We start from the raw sequence: 20,778 nt of genomic DNA on the forward strand, positions 1-20,778 counted from the left end.
GCGAAGCCGGGCAGCTGCGGCTGGTTCAACAGTTCAGCGGCGCCCCGACACAGTTGCTGGTGCAGCGTGGCGGAGCCGGACTGGACGATTCCGCGATAGACCTGCCGAGCAACAACCCGAACTGGAAGATCAGTTTCCTGCCGGCACCGGCGCTTGGCGCGGGGGGCCTTTCGCCAGTACTCGTCCTAGTGGCGGCGCTGGCGGCATTGTTCGGCCTGCTGCTCGGCCTCCAGGCAGTGCTTAGCGCACAGCAACGGAGGCTTCGCGAAGATGTATTGCATCTGGGCCAGATGGTTCAGGAACTCTCCAACGGCAAGACCATCAAAACACCGACTTTGAGCCTGCCGGCGCTTGATGCACTGGCGAAAAGCCTGGTCCGATTGCCGCTTCGCACCGCCGGAATGGCATCGACCAAAGCACCGACCACAGAGCAGGCCGCGGTCAGGCAACCCCCATCTACCGAATATGTCGACCCTCTTTTCCAGGACACCGACATTCTCGATATCGACATTCTCGACGAGGACCAGGACTGGCTTGGCCTCGATACCAAGGAGCGAGAAACTGCAATGAGCGCCGCTAAAGCCCCGCAACTGCCTGCAAGCATCTTCCGCGCCTACGACATCCGTGGCGTGGTCGGCGACAGCCTGACCACCGAAACCGCGTATTGGATAGGCCGGGCAGTAGGGTCCGAAAGCCTGGCTCAGGGCGAGCCAAATGTATCAGTCGGCCGCGACGGACGCCTGTCCGGCCCTGAGTTGGTCCAGCACCTGATCCAAGGGTTGGTGGACAGCGGCTGCAGCGTCAGCGACGTCGGCATGGTCCCGACCCCAGTGCTCTACTACGCCGCCAATGTTCTGGCCGGAAAATCCGGCGTGATGCTCACCGGCAGCCACAACCCGCCTGACTACAACGGCTTCAAGATCGTAATTGCGGGCGACACCCTCGCCAACGAGCAGATCCAGGCGCTACGCCAGCGCATCGAAACCGGCAACCTCAGCGAAGGTGTCGGCCAGGCCGAACAGGTCGACGTGCTGGAGAGCTACTTCAAGCGAATCCGCGACGATATCGCCGTGGCCAAGCCGATGAAGGTGGTGGTGGACTGCGGCAACGGCGTTGCGGGCGTCATCGCGCCGCAACTTATTGAAGCCCTGGGCTGCAAGGTCATTCCGCTGTTCTGCGAGGTCGATGGCAATTTCCCCAACCATCACCCGGACCCAGGCAAGCTGGAGAACCTCGAGGATCTGATCGCCAAGGTGAAATCAGAGAATGCTGACCTCGGCCTGGCCTTCGACGGCGACGGCGATCGCGTCGGCGTGGTGACCAATGCGGGCAGCGTAGTATTTCCCGACCGTCTGCTGATGCTGTTCGCCAAGGATGTCGTGTCGCGCAACCCCGGCGCCGACATCATCTTCGACGTCAAATGCACACGTCGCCTGACACCGCTGATCAGTGGCTACGGCGGTCGTCCGGTCATGTGGAAGACCGGGCATTCACTGATCAAAAAGAAAATGAAGGAAACCGGTGCGCTGCTCGCTGGCGAGATGAGCGGACACATCTTTTTCAAGGAGCGCTGGTACGGTTTCGATGACGGTATCTACAGTGCCGTGCGCCTGCTGGAGATCCTCAGCCAGGACAAGCGCAACGCCGAGCAAGTCTTCTCGGCCTTCCCGAACGATATCTCGACACCCGAGATCAATATTCAGGTCACCGAAGAAAGCAAGTTCACCATCATCGAGTCGCTGCATCGCGACGCCCATTGGGGCGACGCCAACATCACCACCCTCGACGGTGTGCGGGTCGATTACCCGAAAGGCTGGGGCCTGGTGCGCGCCTCGAACACTACTCCGGTGCTGGTGCTGCGTTTTGAAGCCGAAACCGAGGAAGAACTCAAGCGCATACAGGACGTCTTCCGCGCCCAGCTCTATACTGTCGCGCCTGATCTCACCCTGCCGTTCTGACTTGCGGAGCCCTGCATGACCCTCAGCCGTGAAGCCGCCACCCAATTCGCCCAGGTCCTTTCCGAAGCGCTGCCCTACATCCGCCGATTCGTCGGCAAGACGCTGGTCATCAAGTACGGCGGAAATGCGATGGAAAGCGAGGAGCTGAAAACCGGCTTTGCGCGCGACATCGTGTTGATGAAAGCGGTAGGCATCAACCCGGTGGTGGTGCACGGCGGCGGCCCGCAAATTGGCGACCTGCTCAAGCGCCTGAACATCGAAAGCCACTTCATCGACGGCATGCGGGTCACCGACAGCCAGACCATGGACGTGGTGGAGATGGTGCTCGGCGGCCAGGTCAACAAGAGCATCGTGAGCCTGATCAACCAGCACGGTGGCGCAGCCATCGGACTGACAGGTAAAGACGCCAAGCTGATTCGCGCGAAAAAGCTTAAGGCCACGCGTCAGACACCTGAAATGACCTCACCGGAAATCATCGACATCGGCCAGGTTGGCGAAGTCACCGGGGTCAATACCGAGCTGCTGGAAATGCTCGTCCGCGGCAATTTCATTCCGGTCATTGCGCCCATCGGCGTTGGTCCGGACGGCGAGTCCTACAACATCAATGCCGACCTGGTGGCCGGCAAGGTCGCTGAGGCGTTGCAGTCCGAAAAGCTGATGTTGCTGACCAACATTGCCGGCCTGATGGACAAACAGGGCCAGGTCCTGACCGGGCTGACCACCGCGCAAGTCGACGACCTGATCGCCGACGGCACGATCTACGGCGGGATGCTGCCAAAGATTCGCTGTGCACTGGATGCGGTCCAAGGCGGCGTGCACAGTGCACACATTATCGATGGCCGCGTACCCAATGCGGTGTTGCTGGAAATCTTCACCGACATCGGCGTGGGCACGCTGATCACCAATCGAAAGGCTTCAGCCCCTCACTGAAAAAACCATGAAAAAGCCCGGCTTCTCGGATGAAAAGCCGGGTTTTTTTTTCGTCTGGGTTTACCTGCTACTCCGACTGACCGAGCAACTCGGCCACTCGCTCACGTTCCAGACCGTAGCTCACTTCGGCCTGCTTTCGGGTTTGCTTGTAGCGTTCGACATCCCGTCTCAGGCTGGCCTGCTCTTTGGCGAGGTTGTCGATCTGTACGAGTAGTTGCTCGGGCACTTTCCGACCAGCACGCTCATGGTTGGCCGCCTGACTCTGCAGGTTCGCCTGTTGCGTCCGCAGAGACTGGAGGTTGCCGCGAGTGATACCGATAATGCTGTCGAGTTCGGACAGCCTGCGCGCCTTGGCACGTTCCACATCAGCGACACTGGCATACAGTCTCAGCAACTGTGCATCAGTCTCAGCTCGGGCTTTGGCTTCCAGCAGCAGTTTGCGTTCCTGCGCTGTCGGCGCTGGTGGCACAACCTGCGTCACGCGGCCCTGGTCGTTGAGGACTTCATAACCGCGACCAATGAACTGCGGCGGCACACCATGTCGATCAAGGACCACAACGCCCTTGTCATCGACATACCGATACAGCTCAGCCTGCGCTGCCGTCGAGGCCAGTAAACCCAACAGCAAGAGTGCGCTGCTCCCTATTCGCATACTTCAGCCTCTTCCGTATCGGTGCGTGCGGCACTGCGAGTCCAAATGCCTGTTTCTTCTTAATGCCGAAGGGTCTCAGCTTATACAAACCCAGGCACAGTTGCGCAGCAATAAGCACACCAACTGCGCGGACCTGTCCGTTGGTTTACAAAGCAACGGTCAAGCGTGAGTCGCAAGGTGCTTGGCAGGGCGACGCCAGACCGAAGCGGCCCGGCTAATTACACTAGGGAGCCAGCCGGCTACCACAGCGCCGCACTGACGACCGCTTCCGGACGCCGGGGCAGCCACAGTTGGTCAGTAACTGACAAAAATCAGGCACAGCGGAAACCCGTTGATCAGGTCAACTTAACAGGCATGACGGGCCGCTCTCAGATGCCATATTGGTCGCGGTACGCTTGGACGGCAGGTAAGTGCCGCTTGAGCTGCTCATCCTGTCCCAGGAACTCCAGCACCTGAGTGAGAGAAACAATGCTCACGACGGGCATGCCGTAGTCCTGCTCTACTTCTTGAATGGCAGACAGCTGACCCTGGCCCCGCTCCTGTCGATTCAGCGCAATCAGCACGCCAGCGGCTTGCGCACCTTGGGCCTGAATGATCTGCATGACTTCGCGAATAGCGGTCCCTGCGGTGATCACGTCATCGACGATCAGCACGCGACCATTAAGAGGCGCGCCGACCAACGTACCTCCTTCGCCATGATCCTTGGCTTCCTTACGGTTAAAGCACCAAGGCAGGTCACGCTGGTGATGCTCAGCCAGGGAGATGGCCGTCGCCGCCGCCAGAGGAATACCTTTGTAGGCTGGCCCGAAGATCACATCGAAATCGATGCCGCTGTCGGCAACCGCTGCGGCGTAGAAGCGGCCCAATTGTGCCAGCGCCGCGCCACTGTCGAACAATCCGGCATTGAAGAAGTAGGGGCTGGTGCGCCCGGACTTCAGGGTGAACTCACCGAAGCGCAAAACCCCGCGCTCGATGGCGAAGCGAATGAACTCGCGCTGATACGCCTGCATGAAGAATATTCCCGGAAGACACTGATTTAGCTAATTGCAAAGAGCTTGGGTTATCATACACACACGTGTTTTTAGGGGCCATTTATGCGGATCATCAGCGTCAACGTGAATGGCATTCAAGCGGCGGCGCAGCGGGGTTTGCTCAGCTGGCTGCAAGCGCAGAATGCCGATGTCATCTGCCTGCAGGATACCCGCGCCTCTGTAGTAGAACTCGACGATCCGGCCTACCAGCTTGACGGCTATTTTCTCTATACCGTCGATGCTGAAATCCCCGAACAGGGCGGTGTCGCGCTGTACTCCAGGCTGCAGCCGAAGGCTGTGATCATGGGCCTCGGATTCGAAACTGCCGACCGTTACGGCCGTTATCTGCAGGCCGACTTCGATAAGGTCAGCATCGCCACGCTGCTATTGCCAACCGGCCGTGGCGGGGATGAAGACCTAAATCAGAAATTCAAATTCATGGACGATTTCGCCCATTACCTCGACAAGCAGCGCCGCAAGCGTCGCGAATATATCTATTGCGGCTCACTATACGTCGCGCATCAGAAGCTGGATGTGAAGAACTGGCGCGACTGCCAGCAGGCGACTGGCTTTCTAGCGCCCGAGCGTGCGTGGCTGGATGAGATTTTTGGCAACATGGGTTACATCGATGCGCTGCGCGAAGTCACTCGAGAGGGCGATCTCTACAGCTGGTGGCCCGATACCGAGCAGGCTCAGATGCTCAACCTCGGCTGGCGATTCGATTATCAAATCCTGACATCCGGCATGCGCCGTTTCGTCCGTAACGCCCGCCTGCCGCGCCAGCCGCGCTTCTCCCAGCACGCCCCATTGGTCGTGGATTACGACTGGACGCTGAGCCTCTAACTACTCAACAAGCACGCGCCTGACCTAGGCGCGCGCTGGCTGGGACAATCTGAGCTAAACCCTATTTAACGATCCGCCAACAGAACGGATAACGATAGGGTTTGCCCTCGTTGGCACGGATGCCAGCAATCACAACCAGTACCAGAGCTACCACGCTGATCAGCGCCATTAGCGGAAAACCGATAAGTATCCAGGCCAACACGCCACAGATCATCAGCAAAATACTGAAGGTGATCTGGAAGTTCAGCGCCTCTTTTCCCTGCTCATCGACGAACGGATCCATATCCTTCTTCAGCTGCCAGACGATCAACGGCCCCAGGACGTTGCCGATCATCGGCACCAGAAACCAGAAGAACGCCGAGTAATGACAGAACATGGCCCATTGCCGCACTTGGGCAGACGGTACCGGAATCAATTCTTGGTCAGACATGGCGTTCTCCTTCTGATTAGTCGGCCAGCGCGGCCTGCTGCAGAGCGAACAGCTCCTGCATACCGGCTTGAGCCAAACCAAGCATGGCATTGAGCTCATCCGGCTGGAACGGCGCGCCCTCTGCGGTGCCCTGCACCTCGATAAAACCGCCGCCACTGGTCATCACCACGTTGAGGTCCGTCTCGGCGGCCGAATCCTCCAGGTAGTCAAGATCCAGGACCGGCTCACCTTGATACATCCCTACCGAGACAGCCGCGACCATCTGCTTGAGAGGATCGCCGCCCTTCAACCCGCCGCGCTTCTTCAGCAACTTCAGCGCATCGACCAGCGCCACCATCGCTCCGGTAATTGATGCAGTACGCGTACCGCCGTCCGCCTGTATCACGTCGCAGTCGATATAGATGGTGTTCTCGCCCAGCTTGCTCATGTCCAACGATGCCCGTAGTGAACGGCCGATCAATCGCTGGATTTCTAAGGTGCGCCCGCCCTGCTTTCCGCGACTGGCTTCACGCTGGTTACGCTCGCCAGTAGCTCGCGGCAACATGCCGTATTCCGCAGTTAGCCAGCCCTGCCCCTGCCCCTTGAGGAAGCGCGGCACGCCATTCTCGATACTGGCGGTACAAATCACCTTGGTGTCGCCGAACTCCACCAGAACCGAACCCTCGGCGTGCTTGGTGTAGTTGCGAGTAATGCGGATCGATCGCAGCTGATCGGCAGCGCGGCCACTGGGACGCTTCATGAGGCTTTCCTGATTCTGAGTGAATTGACCTGCATTATAGAGGCCTGACCTACGGTAAGGGCCACCGTCGAGCCACTCGACTCACGAGCCAGCGACTGAATCGAGCACCCTATACGCCAAACGGCCTTGACGGCAGTTAACTATGCACCGGCGTCACTGACCGCGTTTTCCTTTACAATCCTCCGCCTTTCGCCACCGCATCGAGAGGTTCCCCATGATCTACAGCATGACCGCTTTCGCCCGTGCCGAGCAGGCCGGCGAGCACGGCACCCTGAGCTGGGAGATCCGCTCGGTCAATCACCGTTACCTTGAACCGCACCTGCGCCTGCCCGAGTCCTTCCGCGACCTCGAAGGCGCCATTCGCGAAGCACTGCGCAAGGGGCTATCCCGCGGCAAGATCGAATGCACCCTACGCTTTGCCGAAGATGCAGCAGGTCGCTCCATGCAGGTCGATCACCAACGGGCAGGCCAGCTGATCGCTGCCGCTGAAAGCGTCGCGGCAATGATCAAACAGCCCGCGCCGCTGAACCCGCTTGAGATTCTCTCCTGGCCAGGCGTGCTGGTCGGCGACGCTGCGGACCCGCAAGCACTCAACAACACCGCTCTGCAATTGTTTCATCAGGCGCTGGAGCAGATGAAAGCCGGCCGCCTGCGCGAAGGCGAAGAACTTGCCCGCCTGATCAACGAACGCCTTGATGCCATCGGCACGGAAACCGCCACACTCCGCAGCCAGGTTCCACAGATGCTCGCGGCGCAGCGTCAGAAACTGCTGGACCGCTGCGTGGAAATGCGCGCCGAGCTGGATCCTCAGCGTCTTGAGCAAGAGCTTGTGATGCTTGCGCAGAAAAGCGACGTGGCCGAAGAGCTTGATCGTCTTGGCACCCACGTCACTGAAGTACGCCGCGTTTTGAAGTCCGGCGGAGCGGCCGGTCGCCGTCTGGATTTTCTCATGCAGGAACTCAACCGCGAAGCCAACACACTGGGCTCCAAGGCATTCGACACGCGCAGCACCCAGGCAGCGGTCAATCTCAAGGTACTGATCGAGCAGATGCGCGAGCAGGTCCAGAACATCGAATAGCAACTAAGCTTGGCCTACTCGACGGGCCAAGACCGCCAGATCCTAGTCAGCAATCCGCAAAGAGAATTACATGGCAGCCTCCACCGGTACGCTCTACATCGTTTCCGCGCCTTCCGGGGCCGGCAAGACCAGCCTGGTCAAGGCCCTGCTCGATGCGCAACCGCAGGTTCGGGTTTCGGTTTCACATACGACTCGGCCTATGCGTCCCGGAGAAGTGGATGGCGTCAACTACCACTTCGTCAGCCGTGAGGAGTTTCTGGAACGCCTGGAGCACGACGAATTCCTCGAACACGCCGAAGTATTCGGGAATCTGTACGGCACCTCGCAGCGCTGGCTTGAGCAGACGTTGAGCGAAGGTTTCGATCTGATTCTTGAGATCGACTGGCAGGGCGCACAGCAGGTTCGGCGTCTGATGCCCCAGGCCAAGTCGATCTTCATCCTGCCGCCCACCCAGGAGTCCCTGCGCCAGCGGCTGACCAACCGCGGCCAGGACAGTGATGAGGTGATCGAAAAACGCATGCGTGAAGCCGTGAGCGAAATGACTCACTACGTGGAATACGATTATCTGGTGATCAACGACGACTTCGCCCACGCGCTGATCGATCTGCAGGCCATCTTCCGCGCCAACCAGCTTCTACAGACCGCTCAGCAACAGCGCTTCGAAGCGTTGCTCGGGCAACTGCTCGCCTGAAAGCGGCGACTGCAAAACTGTAAGCAATGAGGGTGGCGGCTGGCGCCGAGCCGCAGCAGAAGCCTCTCGCTTCTGCTTGAGCCTGGATGCCCGGAGTGGCTTTGCGCTTTTACCGCTTCCCTATTGGCTGGTGATTTTTTAGACTATCCCGTCCGCTCGCCCATTCGGGCACGCTTTACCGTTATTGATGAGGAACACCATGGCCCGCGTTACCGTTGAAGATTGCCTGGACAACGTAGATAACCGCTTCGAGCTGGTCATGCTCGCGACCAAGCGCTCGCGCCAACTGGCCACCGGTGGCAAAGAGCCCAAGGTAGCCTGGGAAAATGACAAGCCGACCGTCGTGGCCCTGCGTGAAATCGCTTCCGGCCTGGTGGACTATGACGTCATCGCTCAGGACGACATCGTCGACGACGAACCGCTGTTCGTTCAGTACGAGGAAGAGCCCAACGAGGCCCTCTGATTAAATGCCAGGTCGAAGTCGAACCGCAGTCACAGTGCAGCGCCGGCGAGGAGTAATTCCTTGCCAGCCATAGACGCTCTCGCTGATCGCCTGTCGACCTATCTCGGCGACGACCAAGTCAACTTGGTCCGCCGTGCCTATTTCTACGCCGAGCAGGCCCACGATGGTCAGCGTCGGCGCAGCGGTGAAGCCTACGTCACCCATCCCCTTGCGGTAGCCAACATCCTTGCTGACATGCACATGGACCATCAGAGCCTGATGGCCGCGATGCTGCATGACGTCATCGAAGACACCGGCATTGCCAAGGAAGCGCTCACCGCACAATTTGGTGAAACCGTCGCCGAATTGGTGGACGGCGTCAGCAAGCTCACCCAGATGAAGTTCGAAACCAAGGCCGAAGCTCAGGCCGAGAACTTCCAGAAAATGGCCATGGCCATGGCACGCGACATCCGCGTGATCCTAGTCAAACTCGCTGACCGCCTGCACAACATGCGCACCCTTGAGGTGCTGGCAGGCGAGAAGCGTCGACGCATCGCCAAGGAAACCCTGGAAATCTACGCGCCCATCGCCAACCGGCTGGGTATGCACGCCATGCGCGTGGAATTCGAGGATCTGGGTTTCAAGGCCATGCACCCGATGCGCTCGGAGCGGATCCGCGCCGCGGTGCGTCGCGCGCGCGGCAATCGCAACGAAATCGTCGAAAAGATCGAGCAGTCGCTGACTCACTGCCTTGAACGCGACGGCCTGGCAGGCGAAGTCGTCGGCCGCGAGAAGCACCTCTACAGCATCTACAAGAAGATGCGCGGCAAGCGAAAGGCGTTCAACGAGATCATGGACGTCTACGCCTTCCGCATCGTGGTCGACAAGGTCGATACCTGCTATCGCGTACTCGGCGCGGTACACAGTCTCTACAAGCCCCTCCCGGGCCGCTTCAAGGATTACATCGCGATCCCCAAGGCCAACGGCTATCAGTCGCTGCATACCACGCTGTTCGGTATGCACGGGGTGCCCATCGAGATCCAGATCCGCACTCGCGAGATGGAGGAGATGGCCAACAACGGCATCGCCGCACACTGGCTGTACAAATCCAACGGGGAAGAGGCTCCCAAGGGCACGCACGCCCGCGCACGCCAATGGCTCAAAGGCGTGCTGGAGTTACAGGAACGCGCCGGCAATTCGCTGGAATTCATCGAGAGCGTCAAGATCGACCTGTTCCCCGACGAGGTCTACGTTTTCACCCCCAAGGGCAGCATCATGGAGCTGCCGAAGGGATCCACCGCAGTGGACTTCGCCTATGCGGTGCACACCGACGTCGGCAACACCTGCATCGCCTGCCGCGTCAATCGGCGCCTGGCGCCGCTTTCGCAGGCCCTTGAAAGTGGCTGCACCGTTGAGATCGTGACCGCGCCGGGCGCTCGCCCCAATCCGGCCTGGCTTAACTTTGTCGTCACCGGCAAGGCGCGAACGCATATCCGCCATGCACTGAAGCTGCAACGCCGCTCGGAATCGATCAATCTCGGCGAGCGCCTGCTGAACAAGGCGCTGACCGGTTTCGAAACCAGCCTTGAAAGTATTTCCCAGGAACGCATCCGCACGGTACTCAACGAGTACCACATGGAGGTCATCGAGGACCTGCTCGAAGACATCGGGCTGGGCAATCGCATGGCCTATGTGATTGCCCGGCGTCTGCTCGCCAGTGACGGCGAACAGGCACCGAGCGATGAAGGCCCGCTGGCTATCCGTGGCACTGAGGGCCTGGTGCTGAACTATGCCAAGTGCTGCACGCCGATTCCTGGCGACCCCATCGTCGGTCATCTGTCGGCCGGCAAAGGCATGGTGGTGCACCTCGACACCTGCCGGAACATTGCCGACGTACGGCACAACCCGGACAAGTGCATCCAGCTGTCCTGGTCGAAGGATGTCACCGGCGAGTTCAATGTCGAACTGAGGGTCGAACTGGAGCACCAGCGCGGCCTGATCGCGTTGCTGGCGGGAAGCGTCAATGCTGCCGACGGCAACATCGAGAAGATCGGCATGGACGAGCGCGACGGTCGCATCAGCGTGGTCCAGCTGGTGGTCAGCGTTCACGACCGGGTACACCTGGCCCGCGTCATCAAGAAGCTTCGCGCCATCAAGGGCGTCATGCGCATCACCCGGATGAAGGCCTAGCGACTCCGCCAGTTCCACGCTCGTCACGGGGCTTTTGCCCGCTCGCTGCAGCCCGTATCCTCTGGGGCCGCACTCTTCTATCGGAGCAGCCCATGAGCAAGACCGTGATCCACAGCGACAACGCACCCGCCGCCATTGGCACCTACTCCCAGGCGATCAAAGCCGGCAATACCGTTTACATGTCCGGTCAGATCCCGCTGGATCCCAAGTCGATGGAGCTGGTGGATGGCTTCGAAGCCCAGACCGTGCAGGTCTTCGAGAATCTCAAGGCCGTCGCCGAGGCCGCTGGCGGATCGCTGAAAGATATCGTCAAGCTGAACATCTTCCTCACCGATCTCGGCAACTTTGCCACCGTCAACGAGGTCATGAGCCGTTACTTCCAGCAGCCCTACCCCGCCCGCGCCGCCATCGGCATTGCTGCGCTGCCCAAGGGCGCGCAAGTCGAAATGGACGCCGTTCTGGTACTCGAGTAATCGGGCCAGCCTGTCGGCCGGTTGCAGGGAGCGCGACTGATGACTCTACCCGGCCGCTTGGCACCACGCCTGCTGCTTGTCAGCGTTGGCTTGCTGGCAGCATGCGTGCTCTACCTCACCGAACCGATGCTGCTGCAGACACTGCGCAACAGTCTGTTCGACCAGTATCAGCGATGGCAGCCTCGGCCAGCGCCGGCACAAACCAACGTGCTGGTCCTGGACATCGACGAAGACAGCCTCGCGCGTCTCGGTCAGTGGCCATGGCCCAGGGACCAGATGGCGCAGCTGCTGGACCGGCTGCGTGAGGCTGGCGCTGCCGTTGTGGTATTCGACGTGCTGTTCGCCGAACCGGACCGCAGTTCCCCGACGCAACTCCACGAATGGCTCCCTTCCGATCTCGCTGCGCAACTGAAGCAACTGCCGGATCATGACCGGCTGTTCGCCGAAGCACTCGAGCGCCAGCCCAGTGTTCTCGGCTTTGCAGCGACGCGCGCGCCGACCCGGTCAACGCCCATCAACCGCTTCGCCGTGCGGCTGCAGGCTGATGGGCGTAGCCCCGCCTTTCCGATGTACGCCGGCACCGCCACGGCATTGCCAGAACTGGAATCGGCAGCAGCAGGAAGCGGCGCCATGACGTTCCAGCCGGACGGGGACGGCGTGGTAAGGCGCGTGCCGCTGATGATCAAGGTTGACGATTATCTGCTGCCATCGCTTTCGGCCGAAGCGATACGCGTCTTTCTAAAGCAGAATCTTTACCGCGTCGACGCCGATTCACGCGGTGACGTCGCCCAGGTCAGCGTCGGCCGTATCGCTCTGCCGACCAATCGTCGCGGCGAACTCTGGGTGCACTATCGCGCCGACATGAGCGCACAGAACTTGCCGGCATGGCAGCTGTTCGAAGGACGTCCCGACCCCAGACTGCAGGGCGCCGTCGTGCTGGTAGGCAGCTCGGCGCAAGGGCTGCAGGACCTACGCTTCAGCCCGCTTGGCGGCATGCTTCCCGGCGTACAGGTGCATGCGCAGGCCGTCGAGCAGGCACTGTTCGGCACGCCACTGCAACGTCCTTACTGGGCCAACCCGATCGAGGCTGTGACTCTCCTTCTCGCCGCCCTTGTTCTCTGTGGCATTACGCTTACCACCGGAGCTCTGACCGGTGCCCTGGTATCGGCTGGACTGCTGGCGACGCTGAATGTCATTGCCTGGTGGGCCTACTCACGCCATGGCTTGCTGTTCGATGCGCTCAGCCCAAGCCTGGGTCTGACCATCACCTACCTTGGCGCCAGCATTGCTCGCCATCGTGCCAGCGAACAGCAGCAGCGCTGGGTGCGCGCAGCCTTCTCCCGCTATATCTCACCGAACCTCGTCGAGCATCTGGTACGCCACCCGGAACAGTTGCGCCTGGGTGGCGAGCGGCGCTGCTGCAGCTTCGTCTTCACTGACCTGACAGATTCGACCCGGCTGATGGAGGGGCAACCGCCAGAGCGAGTGGTAAGCATGCTCAATGAATATCTGGAGGGCATCATCCAGATCGCCTTCCGCCATCACGGAACGCTGGAACGCATCATGGGCGACGGTATGGCCATTCTTTTCTCCGCACCGTTGGCGCAGCCCGACCATCAGCAACGCGCACTCGCCTGCGCTTTGGAGATTCGCCGGTTCACTCGCAAGCATGCCGCCGCCCAGCACACCGCCGGAATTGCGCTTGGCCCCACTCGCATTGGCGTGCACAGCGGCGACGTAGTGGCAGGCAATTTCGGTGGCTCGACGCTGTTCGACTACCGTGCGCTCGGCGACGCGGTCAATGTCGCAGCGCGGATCGAAGGTGTGAACCGTTATTTCGGCACCGAGCTGTGCGTGTCGCAGGCGATTCGCGATGCCAACCCCGACACGCCGATGCGACCGGTCGGCAATGTATTGCTCAAGGGTAAGGAGCAGCCGCTCCGCCTTTACGAGCCTTGCGAAACGCAACCGGACGCTCAGTACGAGGCGGCACACAAACTACTGTCAGAGGACGAGGAAGACGCCCTCGGAGCATTCGAACGGCTGGATATTCAGCGGCAGGATGATGCGCTGGTGCGCTACCAGCTCGATCGGTTGCGCAGCGGGCAACGCGGAGAGCTCATCGTGATGACAGATAAGTAGATCTCTTAACGAACGCTGACTTCCACGCGACGATTGCGCGGCTCGGACACGCCATCACGGGTTTTGATCAGCAGGTTGCGCTCACCATGCGACGAAACTCTGAGATCGATCACATCGATATGACGCTTACGCAACATCTCGGCGACTGCCTGGGCCCTGCTCAGCCCCAGTTGCTCGTTCCAGCGTGGGCCGCTGAGTGTGTCGGTATGACCTATCACCGAGACCGCAGACGGACCGCGCTGACGGATCGTCTCGAATACCTGGTCGATGGCCTGCTCAGACTCTTCGGTGAGTTCAACGCTACCGATCTTGAAGTACAGCTGGAACCGCTGAGGCAACGCTGGCTGTGCAGCCAGCGCGGCGGAAAAATCGCGAGCGATGCGCATGTCGCCAACCTCGAAAGGCCCAGAGCCGAAGCCCCGTGAGCCGATCACGGCACCCTGATGCTTGCGATCAAGACGCGTCTGACCCTGTGCATCTTCGATGACCACGGCACCGGTGGTGCCATCGGGACTCTCCAGCAACACCACATAGTCACCCGTCGCGCAGCCTGTCATCAGCAGCGCTAGACACAACAGCGCAAACGTTCTCTGTAGCATTCGCCTCACTCGCTAACCTTCACCAGAAAATGCGTACCCCGTACTCCGATGGTCCCGGTCGGCGTTTTCAGCTCGACCGCCTCGGGTTTCAGCTTTGCGATCACACCGGAGATGAAGTTCAGCGTACCTCGGCTGATTTGCGCGCTCAGCTTCAGTTCTTCGTGAGCTGGCTCAAACTGGTACTCATCCAGCGTGAACTCGCTGTTGGGACCGAACGACATCACCGTGTTGTCGCTCAACGTGACGCCCATCGACCCCTGGGCACCGGTGCGCAGTGTCGCCCCGATGATGACCGCCTGCCCTACCCGCGCCTCGATGGTCTGTCCACGGCTGGTCATGGTCGCCTCGCCCTGGACTTTCATGATGTAACCAACGGGCTCGCTGATGTCATCCGCCACTGCCAGCCCAGAGGCCGCCATAAAGCCAAGGACAAGCACAGTTCGGGCAATTTTTACCACTGGGGCGCTTCTAGTGGCCATGATCAATGTAACCTCCGTGGTCGGCCAATGGCCTGCGAATCGGTGCACCGCGCTTCTGGCTGCGCTCACCGATGTTTTCCTGGCATTTCCGTCAAGTAATCGCCGCAGGATGCAGTATGACCTCTAGCAAATACAAGCTCAGCTACGAGACCTGGGCCTCAGCACTGGTGACGATGTTCATTCTCGTACCCACCGTGCCGGTGCTTCTGCTGGCCGGCTTCGGGTGGCTCGACTTGCGCGGCGTGCTGCTTGTCGAGCTGCTGTTGATGTTTCTCAGCCTGCCACTGCTGTTCGTGTGCCTGGGAAGCATCCGCCGCTCGCTGGGCGCACTGGCAGAAGACACACGGCGCATCCGCGAGCTCGATTTCAGCCCGCACAGCAGTCCTCACTCGCCGATTCGCGAGCTCGACGAGCTGCACCGCCAGCACGACAGCATGCGACGCTCGATCCACACACAGAACCAGGCGCTGGAAGAGGCTCAAGAGAAACTGGCGAGCCTGGTCGAAAACGGCATGCTGATGTCATCCGAGCGCGACAAACACCGTTTGCTCCAGCACATCCTGATGCAAGGCAAGCGGATCTGTAACGCCGATGCCGCCACGCTCTATCTGATGACCGATCACGACAGCTTGCGCTTTACCCTGCGTTCGAAGGCTGACCAATTACCTGCATTCGAACTGCCGTTGCACGATCCGGACACGGGCACGCCCAACGAGCGGCACGTGTCGACCTATGTGGGCCTGCGCAGGGAAACCGTGATCATCGACGACGTGTACAGCGAGACGCGCTTCGATCTCTCCGGCACCCGCCGCTTCGATATGGAATCGGGCTACCGTACGGTTTCGATGCTCTGCGTGCCATTGGTTGCGCACGGCGGCGAAGTACTCGGTGTTCTGCAATTCATGAACGCGACCGACCCCAACAGTGGCGACGTCACCCGCTTCAGCAGGCAGAACCTTCGATTCGTCGAAGCACTGGCCTCCCAGTCGGCCGTCGCACTGGAGAACCACAACCTCATCGACTCTCAAACTGCGCTGATCGACGCGATGATCGAGATCCTCGCCGGCGCAATCGACGCCAAAAGCGCCTATACCGGCGGGCATTGCGCCCGCGTACCTGAGCTCGCGCTGATGCTGGCGGAACAGGCCAGTGCGACGGCGGAAGGTCCGCTGGCGGACTTCCGCTTCGAAACCGACGAGCAGTGGCGGGAGTTCCGCATCGGCGCCTGGCTGCACGACTGCGGCAAGGTCACCACACCCGAGCACATCGTCGACAAGGCAACCAAGCTGGAAACGGTCTACAACCGAATCCATGAGATCCGCATGCGCTTCGAAGTCCTGCTACGCGACGCCATGATCGAGCGTCTCGCCGCCTTGGCGGCCGGCGAACCACCAGAAGCCGTCGAGACCCGACACGCCGCCGAGGTGGCACGTTTGCAGGAGGAGTTCACCTTCGTGGCCGAGTGCAACATCGGCGGCGAGCTGATGGCGCCGGAGCGGATCGAGCGCTTGCAGCGCATCGCCGAACAGCGCTGGACACGTCACTTCGATGACCGGCTGGGCCTTTCCCATGAGGAGGAGACGCGCCTGGAAGGCTTCCCGGCCACGCCGCTTCCGGCATCCGAAAGGCTATTGTCGGACAAGCCAGAACACCTGATGCCACGCGCCGAAACCAAGGCGCTGGACCCCAAGTACGGCTTCAAGATGAGCGTGCCCGAACATCAGTTCAACTTTGGCGAGCTCTACAATCTGAGCGTCAGCCGCGGCACCCTGACCGCCGAGGAGCGGTTCAAGGTCAACGAGCACATCGTGCAGACCATCGTCATGCTGGAGAATTTGCCGTTTCCCAAGAACCTCCAGCGCGTGCCGGAATATGCCGGCACCCACCATGAAACCTTGCTTGGTACCGGCTATCCGCGGCAACTGGGGCCCGATCAGCTATCGATACCCGCACGAATCATGGCCATTGCCGACATCTTCGAGGCGCTGACCGCCTGCGACCGCCCCTACAAGAAGGCTAAACCGCTGAGTGAGTCGATCCGCATCCTGGCGCGGCTGCGAGATCGCGGCCATATCGACGCCGACCTCTTTGCCCTATTCCTCTCATCGGGACTGCACCTCAGCTATGGCCATCGCCATCTCAAGCCCGAGCAACTCGATCAGGTAGATATCAGCGAGTTTCTGCAGCGTCCCACTGCAGCCGCCAGCTGACGGTCACTTACCTTTGATTAGCTGGCGACGCGACCATCCCATAGTTCCTTGTCGTCGAGTTGGCAGGTGTCGACGTAGCGCGGCATGCCGCCGATCTCCTCCAACTCCGTCATGCCGGCGAGCTGGCTGACGATGCGGTAACGCTTGCCTGCGGTCTTGTCTTGCAATGGATAGAGCGCGGCAATCTGCTGCGCCAACTCGGTCAGGGTGGACATGGTGCGGGTAATGCTCTGGGTGCGAAAAACCAGGCTATTTACTACGAATCCTCCCTGATTGCGCGGGGTAGCCGACGTCCAGCAGGCCGCTCATCGGAACGGCTTGTTTTTACACATAAATCTCGCTCTTCAGAGCTGAGTGGGCGCTTTTTTAACTACAGCGTGAGCGCGGCCGGGCCAGCCGAATGGACAAGCGGAGATCAAGCGCGAGTGACCACACCTCACGGCGTCGTTCAAGAGTACGGCGCTTGAGCTGGTCGGGTGACGGGCTACGGCTTGCGTCCCCGCCCCAGCCGTTTCGTTCCACAACCAAGCGGTCATTCGTCGAAAACTGGCCTGCCATTCGTCGTGCAGCCGCTTGTATGGTGCCACTTCCCGTATTCTCGCCGGCTATCGGCGTTCAGCAACCCGATTCGCAGTCCGGCATATAAATCGCATCCAACAAGCCCGAACTGTGCTGCGCCACCCAATTGGCGCCGCGGGACTTTCCCGTGAACAACTGTGGTCCGCCCTCCGGCGGTTGTTTGTCGAACATCGGGCCCTCCCGATTGGATGTGAAATGAAAACACCACGTCTGCTACAAGGTCGCCGCGGCCCTGTGCTCTCTGTTTTCCTATTGCTGCTGATCGCCGCGTGCGTGGCCTTCTGGCAGTTGCGGCCAGCTGCTCCCTCCACCCCTGCGACTGGCGCTGCGGCCAGCATGCTCGAGGCCCTGCAGCAATCTACCGATCCCTGGGAAGCCAATCGCCGCGATCTTTCGGTATTGATGGCCGACCTGCGTAGCGCCAGCATCAGCAGCGCCGCGCTGGGCAAGGATGCAGTGTTTATCAGCCTGCACGATGGGCTTCGTTACTGGGTACCGGACCAGTCCGGGCGTGTCGCTCAGCTGCTGCTCGACCAATACGCCAGCAGCAGAGGCGAGCTGTTCCCGCTGTCCATGTTTGAAACCGACGGCGAAGCGCCCTGGTACAAGCCGGTCGTGCCCTACGCACCCTTTATTCTGTTGCTGATCGGCGCCCTCACCTACCTTGCGATCAAGAGCCAGGCCTTCCCGATCCAACGCAAAGGCAGCGGCATCAGCTTTGCCGATGTGATTGGCGCCAGCGAAGCCAAGCAGGCGCTTAGCGATGTCACCGCCTATCTGCGCGATCCGGCTGCCTACACTGCGCTGGGTGCGCGCCCGCCAAAAGGCGTGCTGCTTACTGGCGAGCCGGGCACCGGCAAGACTCAGCTGGCCAAGGCACTGGCCACCGAATCCAATGCCAGTTTCATTCAGGTGACCGGCAGCGATTTCTCCTCGATGTATTTCGGCGTTGGCATCCAGAAGGTCAAGGCGCTGTTCCGTACCGCGCGCAAGCAGGCGCCGTGCATCATCTTCATCGACGAGATCGACGGCATCGGCAAGCGCGCTGAACAGCAGCGCTCCAGCGATGCCGAGAGCAACCGCATCATCAACCAGTTTCTTGCCGAGATGGACGGTTTCGACGGCGCCAACGGTGTACTGGTGCTGGGTGCGACCAACTTTCCGAACTCGCTGGACCCAGCGCTGGTGCGCGAAGGTCGCTTCGACCGCTCCATTGCAGTGGGCTTGCCAGGGCTGAACGACCGCGAGGCACTGTTCCGCCTGTACGCCGCCAAGATCCGCGCGGAACAGGATCTGGACTACGCACAATTGGCGCGCAACACCGTGGGCCTGACTCCCGCCGCCATCGCCTACATCGCCAATCATGCGGCCCTGCTCGCCGCACGAGGCGCCGCAAAGTCCGTGAGCATGGCGCATTTCGTCGACGCGGTGGAAACCTGCCGCATCGGAGAGCAGCCTTCTGGCGTGACGCCCATGTCGCCTACCGACCGCAAACGCATCGCTGTGCACGAAGCCGGCCATGCGCTGGTCGCTGCCGCGCTGAAAACCGGTCGGGTGGAAAAGGTCACCATTCTGCCGCGCGGCCAGGCGCTGGGGGTGACGCTGGTAACGCCCGTCGAGGACAAGCGTCTGCACATGGAATCCGAACTGCGCAACCGCATCCAGATGCTGCTGGCTGGCCGTGGGGCCGAGCAGCTGTATTTCCACGAAGTGTCCTCGGGCGCCGGTCAGGATCTGCAGGAAGCCTCCAAGATCGCCCTGTCGATGGTTGGCGCGTTGGGCATGGGCCCGAATGGTTCGCTACTCAGTCTGCAGGCGGTACGCGACGCGCATATCGAGTTCGACTCCGGCGAATCCATCCGCGCGGCCGACAACCTGCTCAAGCAGCTCGACCGTGAATGCATGGCCCTGCTGCAGCAGCTCAAGCCGGCGCTGGATGAGATCGCTGACAAACTCCTGGCCGAGGAAACCGTGCCGGGTGAAGAGGTCCTCGCCGCCATTGCGCGCTTGCCCGAGCATCATCATGAGGCCCGCGTCAGCTCGATCATCGGCCATGCCATGAGCAGCATCGACCGGGTGGCCGCCAGCGCCATGGAGAACGACGGCTTTATTGATCTGGCACCGGTCGAGCAACCCGAGGACGACGGCCCCGGAATGCTCTGAAGCAGACGCCCGCGATCACTCATGCGGGCTTCTTGGCGACCGCCACTGCGTCGTATGCCAAGCGGCTCAGTGCGGTTCTGCTGCCGTGGCCTGCATGGTCGCCACCCCGGCCAGACGCCGCGCCAGCACACCGAAACGTCGGCGGTACTGCGCCGGCGTCATGCCCACCTTGCGCCGGAACAGCCGGCCGAAAAAGCCGGCATCCTGATAGCCAACCTCCCAGGCGACCGCTTCAACCGGGAGGTCTCCGCTTTCAAGTAATTGCTTGGCTTCCTCCAGTCGCAGCGTATGCACGTAGTCCAGCGGTGACAGCCCGGTCGCCTGGGCGAAACGGCGCTGGAACGTCCGCTCCGGCAGTCCACTGATCCGCACCATCTCCGCCACCGGCGCGTCGGCCTCGTAATGTTGAGCAGCCCATTCCTGACAATGGGCAATGACCGGATCGGCCAGTTGACTGGTGCGCATCATCGCGGCGTAGGCCAGCGGACTGGTCGCATCCCAGTCGAGCAGATTCATCCGCGCGACCTCCATGGCTTCCGTGGCGCCAACGAAGCGGGCAATGAGGAACAATCCCAGCGCATGCCAGCTGCTGCCGCTGCCCGACATCACCAGCCGCTGGCCGACGCCAGCGGTAACCAACGCTTTGTCCGGCTGCCAGTGAACCTCAGGGTATTCCCGCCGCAGGCAATCGTAATAACCCCAGTGCGAGGCACCTTCGCAGCCTTTCAGCAGGCCGGTACGCGCCAGCAGCAGGGCTCCGGAGCAGGCCGAAGCCAGCGTCGCACCGGCCTCGTAACGCTCGCGCATCCATTGCGCTTCGCGGTCATAGCGATCATCCAGCGGCGCCCAGGGGCTGATGGCCAGATCACTGACAATCACCACATCGGCCGAGACCATGCTGTCCAGACTGGCGTGGGCGTGCACGAGGACATCGTTGTACACACGCAACGGCTGCCCGTCGCGGCTGACGATCCGCGGCAACAAAGGCGCATCGACACTGGTCTGATTGATCAGATGCTGCCAGTCGCGGCGGGCACCCGACAGCAGATCGTAGAGACCGAACAGCGTCGAAGCCGTGCTATCCGGTGTCGCCAGAAGAGCGACAGTCAAGGGAGGCAGTCTTTCAGCATGATCTGAGCGTGTCATGGC

Annotated in this window: 20 protein-coding genes; 11 read left to right on the forward strand and 9 right to left on the reverse strand. The window is 60.9% G+C overall.

Annotation, left to right across the window (positions count from 1 at the left end; all coding sequences use genetic code 11):
* Positions 1–566: 566 nt before the first annotated feature.
* Entirely contained in the window at positions 567–1,958 is a 1,392-nt protein-coding gene (gene algC / locus ACSSNI_RS07510) for a phosphomannomutase/phosphoglucomutase (RefSeq protein WP_200637105.1), read from the forward strand.
* Positions 1,959–1,973: 15 nt separating this feature from the next.
* A complete protein-coding gene (gene argB / locus ACSSNI_RS07515; RefSeq protein ID WP_200636248.1) occupies positions 1,974–2,888 on the forward strand; it encodes an acetylglutamate kinase in 915 nt (304 codons plus the stop codon).
* Between the two features lie 67 nt (positions 2,889–2,955).
* Here argB and ACSSNI_RS07520 read toward each other — a convergent pair whose 3' ends face one another.
* Positions 2,956–3,540: a DUF4124 domain-containing protein gene (locus ACSSNI_RS07520; RefSeq protein WP_200636247.1), complete on the reverse strand. Its 585-nt coding sequence runs from the start codon at positions 3,538–3,540 to the stop codon at positions 2,956–2,958.
* Positions 3,541–3,908: 368 nt separating this feature from the next.
* Complete coding sequence (pyrE, locus tag ACSSNI_RS07525) at positions 3,909–4,550, reverse strand: orotate phosphoribosyltransferase (RefSeq protein WP_102837740.1); 642 nt, start codon at positions 4,548–4,550, stop codon at positions 3,909–3,911.
* An 84-nt stretch (positions 4,551–4,634) separates the two neighbouring features.
* Here pyrE and ACSSNI_RS07530 point away from each other — a divergent pair, with 84 nt between their 5' ends.
* Positions 4,635–5,414 (forward strand): exodeoxyribonuclease III, encoded by a 780-nt coding sequence (locus ACSSNI_RS07530; protein ID WP_102837741.1) that lies wholly within the window; start codon positions 4,635–4,637, stop codon positions 5,412–5,414.
* A gap of 61 nt (positions 5,415–5,475) precedes the next feature.
* On the opposite strand, the gene ACSSNI_RS07535 is transcribed toward ACSSNI_RS07530, so the two are convergent.
* Together ACSSNI_RS07535 and rph are read right to left on the reverse strand one after the other, a co-directional pair.
* A complete protein-coding gene (locus tag ACSSNI_RS07535) occupies positions 5,476–5,844 on the reverse strand; it encodes a DUF4870 domain-containing protein (RefSeq protein WP_200636245.1) in 369 nt (122 codons plus the stop codon).
* A 16-nt stretch (positions 5,845–5,860) separates the two neighbouring features.
* On the reverse strand, positions 5,861–6,583 hold the full coding sequence (gene rph, locus ACSSNI_RS07540) for a ribonuclease PH (RefSeq protein WP_102837743.1): 723 nt from the start codon (positions 6,581–6,583) through the stop codon (positions 5,861–5,863).
* Positions 6,584–6,797: 214 nt separating this feature from the next.
* Between rph and ACSSNI_RS07545 the strand changes: the two genes are divergently transcribed.
* The 6 genes from ACSSNI_RS07545 to ACSSNI_RS07570 all read left to right on the forward strand — a co-directional run bounded on the left by ACSSNI_RS07545 (position 6,798) and on the right by ACSSNI_RS07570 (position 13,599).
* Positions 6,798–7,661, forward strand: coding sequence for a YicC/YloC family endoribonuclease (locus tag ACSSNI_RS07545; RefSeq protein WP_148923927.1), 864 nt, complete (start codon positions 6,798–6,800; stop codon positions 7,659–7,661).
* A gap of 70 nt (positions 7,662–7,731) precedes the next feature.
* Positions 7,732–8,352, forward strand: a complete 621-nt coding sequence (gene gmk / locus ACSSNI_RS07550; RefSeq protein ID WP_200636243.1) for a guanylate kinase — start codon at positions 7,732–7,734, stop codon at positions 8,350–8,352.
* 199 nt (positions 8,353–8,551) lie between these two features.
* On the forward strand, positions 8,552–8,815 hold the full coding sequence (rpoZ, locus tag ACSSNI_RS07555; RefSeq protein ID WP_021207191.1) for a DNA-directed RNA polymerase subunit omega: 264 nt from the start codon (positions 8,552–8,554) through the stop codon (positions 8,813–8,815).
* Between the two features lie 60 nt (positions 8,816–8,875).
* Positions 8,876–10,984 carry a bifunctional GTP diphosphokinase/guanosine-3',5'-bis pyrophosphate 3'-pyrophosphohydrolase gene (spoT, locus tag ACSSNI_RS07560; RefSeq protein ID WP_159969240.1) on the forward strand — a complete coding sequence of 703 codons (2,109 nt, stop codon included), beginning with the start codon at positions 8,876–8,878 and terminating at the stop codon, positions 10,982–10,984.
* A gap of 92 nt (positions 10,985–11,076) precedes the next feature.
* Positions 11,077–11,457 (forward strand): RidA family protein, encoded by a 381-nt coding sequence (locus tag ACSSNI_RS07565; RefSeq protein ID WP_200636242.1) that lies wholly within the window; start codon positions 11,077–11,079, stop codon positions 11,455–11,457.
* A gap of 39 nt (positions 11,458–11,496) precedes the next feature.
* Positions 11,497–13,599, forward strand: a complete 2,103-nt coding sequence (locus tag ACSSNI_RS07570) for a CHASE2 domain-containing protein (RefSeq protein ID WP_200636241.1) — start codon at positions 11,497–11,499, stop codon at positions 13,597–13,599.
* 5 nt (positions 13,600–13,604) lie between these two features.
* Here ACSSNI_RS07570 and ACSSNI_RS07575 read toward each other — a convergent pair whose 3' ends face one another.
* On the reverse strand, positions 13,605–14,198 hold the full coding sequence (locus ACSSNI_RS07575; protein ID WP_102837749.1) for an OmpA family protein: 594 nt from the start codon (positions 14,196–14,198) through the stop codon (positions 13,605–13,607).
* Between the two features lie 5 nt (positions 14,199–14,203).
* A complete protein-coding gene (locus tag ACSSNI_RS07580; RefSeq protein ID WP_234484317.1) occupies positions 14,204–14,677 on the reverse strand; it encodes a FecR family protein in 474 nt (157 codons plus the stop codon).
* A gap of 116 nt (positions 14,678–14,793) precedes the next feature.
* On the opposite strand from ACSSNI_RS07580, the gene ACSSNI_RS07585 reads away from it, so the two are divergent.
* Positions 14,794–16,887, forward strand: coding sequence for an HD domain-containing phosphohydrolase (locus ACSSNI_RS07585; protein WP_200636240.1), 2,094 nt, complete (start codon positions 14,794–14,796; stop codon positions 16,885–16,887).
* Positions 16,888–16,904: 17 nt separating this feature from the next.
* Here the strand turns inward: ACSSNI_RS07585 and ACSSNI_RS07590 are convergent, their stop codons facing one another.
* Together ACSSNI_RS07590 and ACSSNI_RS07595 are read right to left on the reverse strand one after the other, a co-directional pair.
* The gene (locus ACSSNI_RS07590; RefSeq protein ID WP_102837752.1) at positions 16,905–17,102 is read right to left on the reverse strand and encodes a hypothetical protein; all 198 of its coding nucleotides are present in this window, start codon (positions 17,100–17,102) and stop codon (positions 16,905–16,907) included.
* Between the two features lie 400 nt (positions 17,103–17,502).
* The gene (locus ACSSNI_RS07595) at positions 17,503–17,637 is read right to left on the reverse strand and encodes a hypothetical protein (protein WP_267908305.1); all 135 of its coding nucleotides are present in this window, start codon (positions 17,635–17,637) and stop codon (positions 17,503–17,505) included.
* 24 nt (positions 17,638–17,661) lie between these two features.
* On the opposite strand from ACSSNI_RS07595, the gene ACSSNI_RS07600 reads away from it, so the two are divergent.
* Entirely contained in the window at positions 17,662–19,629 is a 1,968-nt protein-coding gene (locus ACSSNI_RS07600) for an AAA family ATPase (RefSeq protein ID WP_200636239.1), read from the forward strand.
* A 66-nt stretch (positions 19,630–19,695) separates the two neighbouring features.
* Here ACSSNI_RS07600 and ACSSNI_RS07605 read toward each other — a convergent pair whose 3' ends face one another.
* A complete protein-coding gene (locus ACSSNI_RS07605) occupies positions 19,696–20,739 on the reverse strand; it encodes a GlxA family transcriptional regulator (protein WP_234484316.1) in 1,044 nt (347 codons plus the stop codon).
* Positions 20,740–20,778: the final 39 nt, after the last annotated feature.

The organism is Stutzerimonas tianxiuensis (assembly GCF_053470365.1).